The sequence below is a fragment of the Paenibacillus sp. 3LSP genome (assembly GCF_032465655.1).
GTDB lineage: Bacteria > Bacillota > Bacilli > Paenibacillales > Paenibacillaceae > Fontibacillus > Fontibacillus barengoltzii.
This window is the reverse complement of record NZ_JAWDJI010000010.1, coordinates 1-9,056: the sequence shown is the minus strand read 5'-3', so window position 1 is coordinate 9,056 and position 9,056 is coordinate 1. Positions and strand designations below refer to the sequence as shown.

Sequence of the window (9,056 nt, the reverse complement as noted above, 5' to 3'; positions counted from 1 at the left end):
ACACAGCTTGACGCCGTCCAGGCGGCTGACGTTCACATTCACAAACAGCGCGTCTTCCCGGTACGCCGATTTGGATGCGGTCGTAAAGTCGGAATACCGCGTGCCGACGCCGATAACAAGATCAGCCTGATGCGCGAGCCGGTTTGCCGCAAGGCCGCCGGTGACCCCAACGCCGCCGACGTTCAGCGGATGGTTCCAAGGCAGGACGCCTTTGCCCGCCTGCGTCTCCGCCACCGGAATGCCAAAGCGCTCAGCGAATGCTGCCAGCTCGGCCTCTGCCCCGGAATAACGCACACCGCCGCCAGCAACGATGATGGGACGACGCTTGGCGGAGATGGCTTCCGCTGCCCGGCGGAGGGTCTCCTCAGATGGACGATGCCGTTCAATGACATACACCCGCTTGTTAAAAAACGCCTCCGGATAATCATAAGCCTCCGCCTGCACATCCTGCGGAAGCGCAAGCGTCACCGTCCCCGTCTCCGCCGGGTCCGTCAGCACGCGCATCGCGTTCAGCGCCGCGGTCATCAGCTGCTCCGGACGAACGATGCGGTCCCAATATTTGCTTACCGGTTTGAAGCAATCTGTGGCTGCGATCGTATAGTCGTAGCCGGCTTCCAGTTGCTGCAACACCGGGTCAGGCTGCCGTGAGGCGAAATTGTCGCCGGGCAACAGCAGCAGCGGGATACGGTTGACCGTTGCCGTCCCAGCTGCGGTCACCATGTTCAACGCGCCAGGACCGATCGAGGTCGTACACGCGTAGATGCTCCGGCGCCGCGATTGCTTCGCAAACGCGATCGCTGCATGAGCCATACCTTGCTCGTTCTTGCCTTGCACATAAACTAGCTTGCCTGGGCTTCGCTCCAGCGCCTCGCCGATGCCCGTTACATTGCCATGGCCGAAGATACCCATGACTCCAGCTACGAACTTCGTCTCAACGCCGTCGACGGATACGTATTGATTGTCCAGAAACCTTAACAACGCTTGTGCCATTGTAAGCCGGATCGTCCGCATTTTGCCCTCCCACTTTTCTTTAATCGCTTAAAAATACAACGCTTTCATTTTTAACCGAATGATGCAATGAATTTTAGTAAAGCGCTTAATTAACTTTTTACTATAAATTTGAAGTAAGCGCAATCATTTTTTTAGGCTTGGGTCGATCTCGACAAAGGTTGCGATATATCGGGAATGTCTGAGGTATCAAGTCGAAACGGTGGTTATTGGGACGAGCATGGACAACAAAAAATAAAACAACCCGGTATCAGATTTACGATCCCGAGCTGTTTTTACGATAATCTAGTAAAGCGCTTTACGTTATATCTTATGATTTCATAGAGGGCCGCCCTCGCCTACGATTTCCATCGTCTGGAGGATAAGCCCATTCCACGCGAAAAACTGCCAAGCCATCGGGCGAGCAGCACGCCAAGGATTGCTCCTGCCAGCAAGCCCAACGCCGGGGGATACAACTTGGCGCCCAGCGCCGCTGTCCAAACGATGACCGCGGGCAGCAACAGCAGCTGCATGGCCGGTGCCCCGCTGCGGTATTCCAACGACTCCTCCAGCGGGAGAATCGACATCAGCTCGCGCTCAAAGAAGGATTTCCGGTGGCCATTCAGCCAGTAGACCAATAGCACAAGCAATGCCGCATACACAATCAGATTCACTGCGGGATATGGCGGCAAGACGATGGCGGCTAATCCAGCCAACGTCATTTGGGCGTACAGCTTCCACTCGCTGCCGCGAAAGAACGCCTTGACCAGCGCCTCGGCGATGCGAGCCTCCGGCTGGCGTGAGCGCGTTAGTCGGCGCAGGCGGCGGAATAACCAAGGCTTGGAGCCTCCGGGCCGCGGAGGTTTGGGCCGCTCAACCGCCGGAGCGAGGAGCAGTGCGGTCAGCCTCGTACGCTGCCGCTCCTCCTCGCGCACCTCGGCATCAAAGCGGCCCCGCAGGCGGAAGCGGTACCAGCCGAGCGCGCCGGCAAGCAGCGCCAGCACCGGCAAGGCGATGCCAATCGCCAGCCCGGCTGGCCGCCCGGCTTCCGCCGACGTTGCGGCCCAAGCGGCCCAAGCCCCGAAGCCCGCCGCCAGCGCCGAATAGGCCAGCGAACGCAGCACCAGCAGGCGCCAGCCTGCGGTTAATACGCCAAGTAACTGCTGGATGAGCATCTGCACGATTTTTGCGGCCCACACGACGACATAGACGCCGCCAATCATGGCCCAACTCATCCCATAAACGCGAACCAGCAGCGGACTTAGCACAGCGATGGCAAGGGCCAGCACCACGGCTTGAACCACGGCTGATGCGACCAGTCCGCTAAGCATTAACCTCTTGATCCATTGGGGCCGCTGACGCAAGAATAGAACATCTGCCGCTTCGATATAGAAGGATATCCCGCCGCTGCTATACAGAACTAGCAGCAGCAGGACCGGAATCATCGGGTATGGCAGCCCGGCCAGCCAAGCCGGCAGCTCCTCCCGCCATAATCCGTAATACGCTCGACCGCCTAACAGCAACCCGGGAATGCCAAGATATAACAGGATCGTCAAATCAAACGTAAACTTCAAGACGCCCAGCTTCTCCCGCAACCGGTCACGCCAGCGCCGAAGGAACAAGCGCCTCACCGTCATGGATACCATTGATGCTGCGGATGCCGCAGGCGTCATTGTTGTCATCGATGTTTTGCTGCTCAACCCGCGCCCCCCTCTCTCTGTTTTCCGGGCTCCCTCTTTTTTATTGACACCGCTCTCATCAATCATTGACAGTTAAAGCATCGAAGCAATCAAACAAGGAAGCCCCCGGCATCCCCGCAGCCGCACGGATATCGTCCAGCGAGCCGCCCGCTTTGACCTGTCCGTCGGCAACGAGGATAAAATCATCACAAATCCGTTCCGCCGTATCCAACACGTGCGTGGACATCAACACGCCGGCACCGCGGCGGCGTTCTTCTTCCAGCAAGCCAAGAAAATCTTTGGTTGCCCGCGGATCCAACCCAATAAACGGCTCGTCCACAATATATACATCCGGACGGCCGAGAAACCCGATCATCAGCATCATTTTCTGCCGCATGCCTTTGGAGAAGCCTCCCGGCAACAAGTCGCGCGCGTCAGTCATGCGGAACTTCTCCAGCAACGCCGCAGCTTCCCGCTCAAACGTGGACTCGTCCATTCCATATACGGCAGCAGCCAGCCCTAAATGCTCCCATAACGTCAGCGTATCGTAAAATACCGGCTGCTCCGGAATATAAGCATAATGGTTCGCCCCGCCATGAAAGGTCACCTCTGCGTCTGCAAACGGCAGCAGGCCAAGGATCGCCTTCAGCGTGGTGCTCTTCCCCGCTCCGTTAGGCCCAATAAGCCCGGTAAGAACACCGGGCTTCACTTCGAGTGAAATTTGCTTGATGGCGGCCTTTCCAGACTCATACCCCGCCTCATGAATATTCACTTCCAACCATGCTTGTGTTTGTTCCAATAAGAATCTCCTCGAATCTCCAGTCATTTCTTTCATTATAAGACATGATGGCTTTTTGTACATGTCGCACCGGAAACCAGGAAAATCAAGCTGCTTCCGTTACGCCTCCACAGCCTCTACAGCCTCCGCCCCCGAAACCGCTGGTACAGCTGCGGCACGATCCCGCTTCATAATGGCCGGAGCAATCGACAAGAGCAGGAAGCCCATAACGGCCATGAGGCTGCCCGATAAAATGAAGGCGGGCTCCGGCCCAAAGGCGGTCACCAGTGAGCCGCCAAACAGCGGTCCAATCAGCGTTGCGGTCGAGGTCAAGCTCGATACCGTACCGAATACGCGTCCGGTCACCGCTTCCGGGGTCCGCTGCTGCAACGTGACCTGAAACGGGATAAACGTCATCCCCGCGCCTAACCCGGCGAAGGCGAACAGTGCCAGCATCAACGCCATCACTCCTTCGGTAAACGTGACCTGGCTTACGATAAAGCCCGCTGCCGCGAACACCAACCCCAGCATGGCTCCGCCGATCCCCATTTTATACAGCGGCGTAAGTTTAAGATGCCTCGTGAGCCACGCTGCAGTTAAGGTCCCAACCCCGCTAAACGTGATGCACCACCCCAGCAAATCGTCGGGCACCCCGGGGATCTCCCGGAACAAGACCACAGCTTGCGAATCAGCGATTTGCAGAACAAGCAAACACGCGCACAAAGTCAACGTGGCAACGGCAAGCAACGGAATGCCGCCGATAATTTTGATGCCAGCCGCCATTTCGGTCCAAAATCCCCGCTTCAGTTTCCGGGACGCTGTCGCTTGCCCGGCTTCCCCTTCCGCCGGTGTCGACGCCGCGCTCCGCAATTTTCCAGGCACCTTGGTAAGCAAGAGCGCCGAAATAAGAAAAGTTCCTGCGTCTACCACAAAACATACGGTTACGCTAAATGCCGCCGTCAGCATTCCGCCCAAAGCCGGGCCAATGATTTTAGTGCCTTGCTCAATAATTGCACTGTAGGAAACCGCCTGCTCCAGCTGCTCATGCGGCACGATCTCCTTAATTTTTCCATTCTTCGCCGGGGAGAAGATGACGTCCAAAAATCCCTTGGCGATTAACAGGACGTACACCTGCCAAATCGCGGTGACGAACACGAAGCCGAGCAGTACTCCAAACCGAACGAGGTCGGAGATAACCATCAACTTTTTGCGTTCAAAACGATCTGCCAGCATCCCCGCCAACGGGCCGCCCAACAAGACCGGCAGCACCATACAAAGCGAGACCATTGTGATTTCCCAAGGCGTGGCATGCCATTTCAAGCCAACCATCGTCAGCAAGGCGAGCAAATACAACCAGTCGCCGATATTGGATACCAACTGCGCCGATAACAGCGCCAAATATGCACGGTTTTGCAAAATACCGGAGCCCTCCCGGCCGGCTAAACCTTTCCCGAATCTTCTCATCTTCGTCATCCCCTACTCCGCTTTGATTTTATGAAGTTATCTTAATGAATCGGAAAGGGGTTTCCATCCGTCTCGGGGCCGATTCCGTCCCTGCGCCGCAGAATGAAATTTTTGCGGTCTGAAGGCAGAGCGAGTTACATTTATTTCCATACAAAAAGACGCAAATTGTGATAAATTATATTTTTTTTAAATCTCAGGTGGTTTAAGATTACAAGTACTCGATCAAGTTCAAAGATTCACAAATATAAAATAAGGGCGGGATGCACATGATGACCACCGAACAACGCGGAACGGATTTGTCACTGCATTTGTACCGGGTTTTTGCCAAATCATTTAAGAGTGTCAACGAACATGCAGTTATGGGGAGCAAAATCCAAGGATTTAATCCGACGGCCTTTGCCGTTCTGGAGGTCCTGTATTACAAAGGCTCTCAACCGATTCAACAAATTGGCGCGAAGCTGCTGCTGCAAAGCGGAAACGTAACGTATGTCATCGATAAGCTGGAAGCAGCCGGCTTGCTGCACCGCACGCCTTGCCCACGCGATCGGCGCGTAATTTATGCTAATCTGACGCCTAAGGGCAAAGAGCTGATGGACCAACTGTATCCGGAGTATGCGGAGCGGATTGACCACGCGCTGAGCGGGCTGACCGATGAGGAGAAGAAGGTCATGATTGAATTGCTGAAGAAAATGGGCCGTGAAGCTGAGAAGCTTGCCCCGTTGCTGCGGAAGTAAGATAACAAATAGGCTGTATCCATGGCTCATCGGCATGATGAACCTGGACACAGCCTGCTTCGGCATATCCCTGAGAATTTCCTTACATAAAAATACAGTGATGAAATCACCTTATTCTTAGGAGCTATGGGCCCGATAAGGTGATTTTTTATGGTTGCTCCAACCCTTAATGGGTCGGGTCCATATCCTTGTTGTGATCACGGTTTTCCATATTGGTGTGCCGTCGGTCATTCACCTTTTGTTGCATCTGTTGGGCATGATGGGCGTTGACCGGCGTTTGGTCCAGATCCTCTACGACATTCGTCAAATTTTTATCGATTCCCGATTTGCTTCGTGACATAAGCCTAAGTCCTCGCTTTCTCGTTGTTAAGGGTTCGTCAGCGGCGCTAAGGCTTGCGCGCATTCATGAATATGACGGACATAGTCTCCGGTTAACTCCTGAATTTCCTCGCTGTTCTCGGCAATCGTCTGCCCATCCCGCTCCACATCTACCAGCTCGACACGAACCTCGCGCGGGTCCATATAAGAGCATTGAAAATCGAAGGAATAAAGCTGATGTCCCGCCGCATTGATATGAATCCGCAGCCCCTGGGGGTCCGCCTCATCAGCTTGCACCTGTACGGAGTCTCCCGGGTTCAAATATTCCGGCAGCTGCTTCTGCCAAGCGTTGACGAGCGTGTGTTGGTCCACATTCATGACCTTGTTCATAGTTACACCTCCCCTTTCCTATTAAGGTGCGGAGAGGCAGGCTTTTTTATACCGTTTCATGTAAAAGATACGGCAAACCGCGGTCCACTCAAAGGTCGCTGGAAAGCCAAACGGGCCGTCCCCATTTCGCAGAGACCGCCCGCAGCAACAACATGAATTTAAGCTCTATCGATGGAGGGTTCCCCCGCCTCAACGTCCTCTTCTTGCTCCGGTGCTTGGTTGCGCAGCCCGAAAGCGAATAAGATGCCCACGATCGCAAGCACAGCCATGACGATAAACAGCGTATCCAAGCTTTGCGCCAGCACTTCCTTTAGCTCGCTCCACAGATCAGGGGCAAGCAAGTGGACTTTCTCTGGTGACAGCAGTTGGTCGATATCATCCTGGGAGATTGGAATCCCTGACGCCGTGCCGTTCTTCGTCCGGGCGACAATCTGCAGATTAATCAAAGTCCCAAAGGCAGTAACTCCAATCGTCTGCCCTATCGATTTGACGAAGGAGTTCAGCGCTGTCGAAGCTCCGCGCAGGCTATAGCCCACGGAGGATTGGGAGATAATCGTAAATACGGTAAACGAAAAGCCAAAACCTATCCCATACAGCGCATTATAAATCAACAGCGGCCAAATTGGCGTGCCGTCATGGATCGTAGCTAATCCTACCGCCCCGAGGGCGATAATCACCATCCCGATCAGCGAAGTTTGACGGCAGCCGCGGGTGATGATCCAACGGCCGCCCAGGACGGAGCCCAACATCCAACCGATGGACATTGGGGCGAGCACCAGCCCGGAGGTCGTCGCATTTTGCCCCTTCACCCCTTGAATCCAGAGCGGCAAGTACGAGGTTAATCCAATCAGCAGGGCACTCGCCAACAAACTGGTGATATTGGAGAAGGCGATATCCCGGATACGGAACAGCTTCAGCGGCACCAGCGGTTCCTCGGCCCGTTGCTCGACGATGAAGAAGAGCACCAGGAACCCGGCAGCCACGGCAAACATCCCGATCAGCCAAGGCGAGGCCCAAGCAAACTGCTGCCCGCCCGTCGCCAGCCCAATCAGCAAAGCGGAGACCCCAATCGTAAAGGTGACGGCCCCCAGATAGTCCACCTTCACCTTCCGTTTCTCGATCTGTTCATGTAAATAGACGATGATGAAATAGAGCGACAATAGGCCAAACGGTACATTAAAATAGAATGCCCAGCGCCAATTCAATGAATCCACGACATATCCGCCCAGCAGCGGTCCAATCAAAGAAGAGATGCCCCACACCGAGCTGATCCATCCCTGAATTTTGGAGCGTTCCTCAATCGAATAAATGTCGCCGATAATCGTAAATGTCACCGGCAGCAGGCCGCCAGCTCCGATGCCCTGCAGGGCGCGGAACCCGATCAGCTGACCCATGCTGTGCGCCGTGCCGGACAGGACCGAACCCGCCAAGAACAGCAGGGAGCTGATCACAAACACCGGTTTGCGGCCGTACAAGTCACTGATTTTGCCAAAGATCGGCGTTGTCACGGACATGGTCAGCAAATAGGCGGTAAACACCCAGCTCAGCAGCCGAGCGCCGCCCAGATCACCCACGATCCGCGGTCCGGCCGGACCGATAACGGTGCCTTCGATCGCCGCTAAAAACGTAGACAGCAGCAAGCCCGTCAAAATATAATTCCGTTTCAATTGCATTGGTTTCATGATGAAATAAAACTTCCTTTCTTTCCATACCGGGCAAGGATTCCACAAACTCTCATTATAGTTGAACCCTCTGAAAAAAGAAAGCGGATGACAAACCAGAACCCTCTTCTTCTGGTTTGTCCTCCGCAATGGAAGTATATTAATTCGTTTAGTGAATCTGCCCTTCCCCGATTCGCCAACGCTGGATGGGCTGGCCTTCAAACAACTCCGGCTCATGGGTGATCATGATCAGCGCTGCCCCTTGATCCAGCGCCTCACGGCATAACGCCGTCAGCAAGCGGACGCCGATGTAATCGATGCCCGCCGTAGGTTCATCAAGGATATACAGCTTCTTTGGGCAGATCATGACCGAGGCGGCACTTAGGAGCCGCTTCTCCCCACCGCTTAAGTAATAGGGCGATTCGTTCATTTTGCCGCTTAAACCGATCGCCTCCAGCATCCGTTCCGCGCGCTGCCGCACTTCCTCCGGGATGGGGTCCCGCGGCCGCAGTCCCAGTTCGGCGCGCGGGCTGTACAGCAGCTCGTCCAGCACCGTCGAAGCGACAAATTGCTGCTCCGGCTGCTGGAACACGTACCCGATCTCGGACGCCAGATCGTATAGCGTCCGGCGAGCGGTATCCTGGCCCTGCCAGAACACCGTCCCTTTGGGCGGGCGCAGAAGGCCCATCAGCAGGCGGGACAACGTCGTTTTGCCGGAGCCGTTGTCCCCGCACAGCAGCCGCCATTCGCCGGGGTACAGCGTGAGACGGATATCCCGCAGCACCGGCTCGGCCCCGCGGGCGAAGGCGTAGCTGAGCCCACGCACCTCGAGCAGGGGCGTGCGGCGCGGCGCGGCAGTCGCGGGAGCGGGCGCGGCGCCGCGCTTGGCGGCGGCCGTTGGCGCGGCTGGGGCCGGAGCGGGCTCCGCCGCGGCAGCCCGGGCTGGGGCCGGCGACAAGGCGAGCTCCGCCGGCGATCTCACGAGGGCGGCGGCAGCGCGCCGCGCGCCCGAGGCGGGGCTGGTCTGCGGGGCCCCGCCCTCGCT

Annotated in this window: 9 protein-coding genes; 1 reads left to right on the top strand and 8 read right to left on the bottom strand. The window is 56.1% G+C overall.

Going from position 1 to position 9,056, the window contains the following annotated elements; translation table 11 throughout:
* The 4 genes from RW092_RS00565 to RW092_RS00550 form a co-directional block, all read right to left on the bottom strand.
* The coding region (locus RW092_RS00565) for a thiamine pyrophosphate-binding protein (protein WP_316009227.1) at nucleotides 1-1,011 on the bottom strand (1,011 nt) is incomplete at its 3' end.
* A 335-nt stretch (nucleotides 1,012-1,346) separates the two neighbouring features.
* A complete protein-coding gene (locus RW092_RS00560; RefSeq protein ID WP_316009226.1) occupies nucleotides 1,347-2,687 on the bottom strand; it encodes an ABC transporter permease in 1,341 nt (446 codons plus the stop codon).
* 58 nt (nucleotides 2,688-2,745) lie between these two features.
* Nucleotides 2,746-3,465: an ABC transporter ATP-binding protein gene (locus RW092_RS00555; RefSeq protein ID WP_016313578.1), complete on the bottom strand. Its 720-nt coding sequence runs from the start codon at nucleotides 3,463-3,465 to the stop codon at nucleotides 2,746-2,748.
* Nucleotides 3,466-3,564: 99 nt separating this feature from the next.
* On the bottom strand, nucleotides 3,565-4,908 hold the full coding sequence (locus RW092_RS00550; protein ID WP_232228289.1) for an MFS transporter: 1,344 nt from the start codon (nucleotides 4,906-4,908) through the stop codon (nucleotides 3,565-3,567).
* A 266-nt stretch (nucleotides 4,909-5,174) separates the two neighbouring features.
* Between RW092_RS00550 and RW092_RS00545 the strand changes: the two genes are divergently transcribed.
* Nucleotides 5,175-5,642 (top strand): MarR family winged helix-turn-helix transcriptional regulator, encoded by a 468-nt coding sequence (locus tag RW092_RS00545; RefSeq protein WP_028538054.1) that lies wholly within the window; start codon nucleotides 5,175-5,177, stop codon nucleotides 5,640-5,642.
* A gap of 166 nt (nucleotides 5,643-5,808) precedes the next feature.
* Here RW092_RS00545 and RW092_RS00540 read toward each other — a convergent pair whose 3' ends face one another.
* The 4 genes from RW092_RS00540 to RW092_RS00525 all read right to left on the bottom strand — a co-directional run bounded on the left by RW092_RS00540 (nucleotide 5,809) and on the right by RW092_RS00525 (nucleotide 8,993).
* Nucleotides 5,809-5,982: a hypothetical protein gene (locus RW092_RS00540; protein ID WP_016313581.1), complete on the bottom strand. Its 174-nt coding sequence runs from the start codon at nucleotides 5,980-5,982 to the stop codon at nucleotides 5,809-5,811.
* Nucleotides 5,983-6,008: 26 nt separating this feature from the next.
* On the bottom strand, nucleotides 6,009-6,350 hold the full coding sequence (locus RW092_RS00535) for a hypothetical protein (protein WP_016313582.1): 342 nt from the start codon (nucleotides 6,348-6,350) through the stop codon (nucleotides 6,009-6,011).
* 158 nt (nucleotides 6,351-6,508) lie between these two features.
* Complete coding sequence (locus RW092_RS00530) at nucleotides 6,509-8,032, bottom strand: MDR family MFS transporter (protein ID WP_316009225.1); 1,524 nt, start codon at nucleotides 8,030-8,032, stop codon at nucleotides 6,509-6,511.
* Nucleotides 8,033-8,180: 148 nt separating this feature from the next.
* Nucleotides 8,181-8,993 carry an ABC transporter ATP-binding protein gene (locus RW092_RS00525; RefSeq protein ID WP_316009224.1) on the bottom strand — a complete coding sequence of 271 codons (813 nt, stop codon included), beginning with the start codon at nucleotides 8,991-8,993 and terminating at the stop codon, nucleotides 8,181-8,183.
* Between the last annotated feature and the right edge of the window lie 63 nt (nucleotides 8,994-9,056).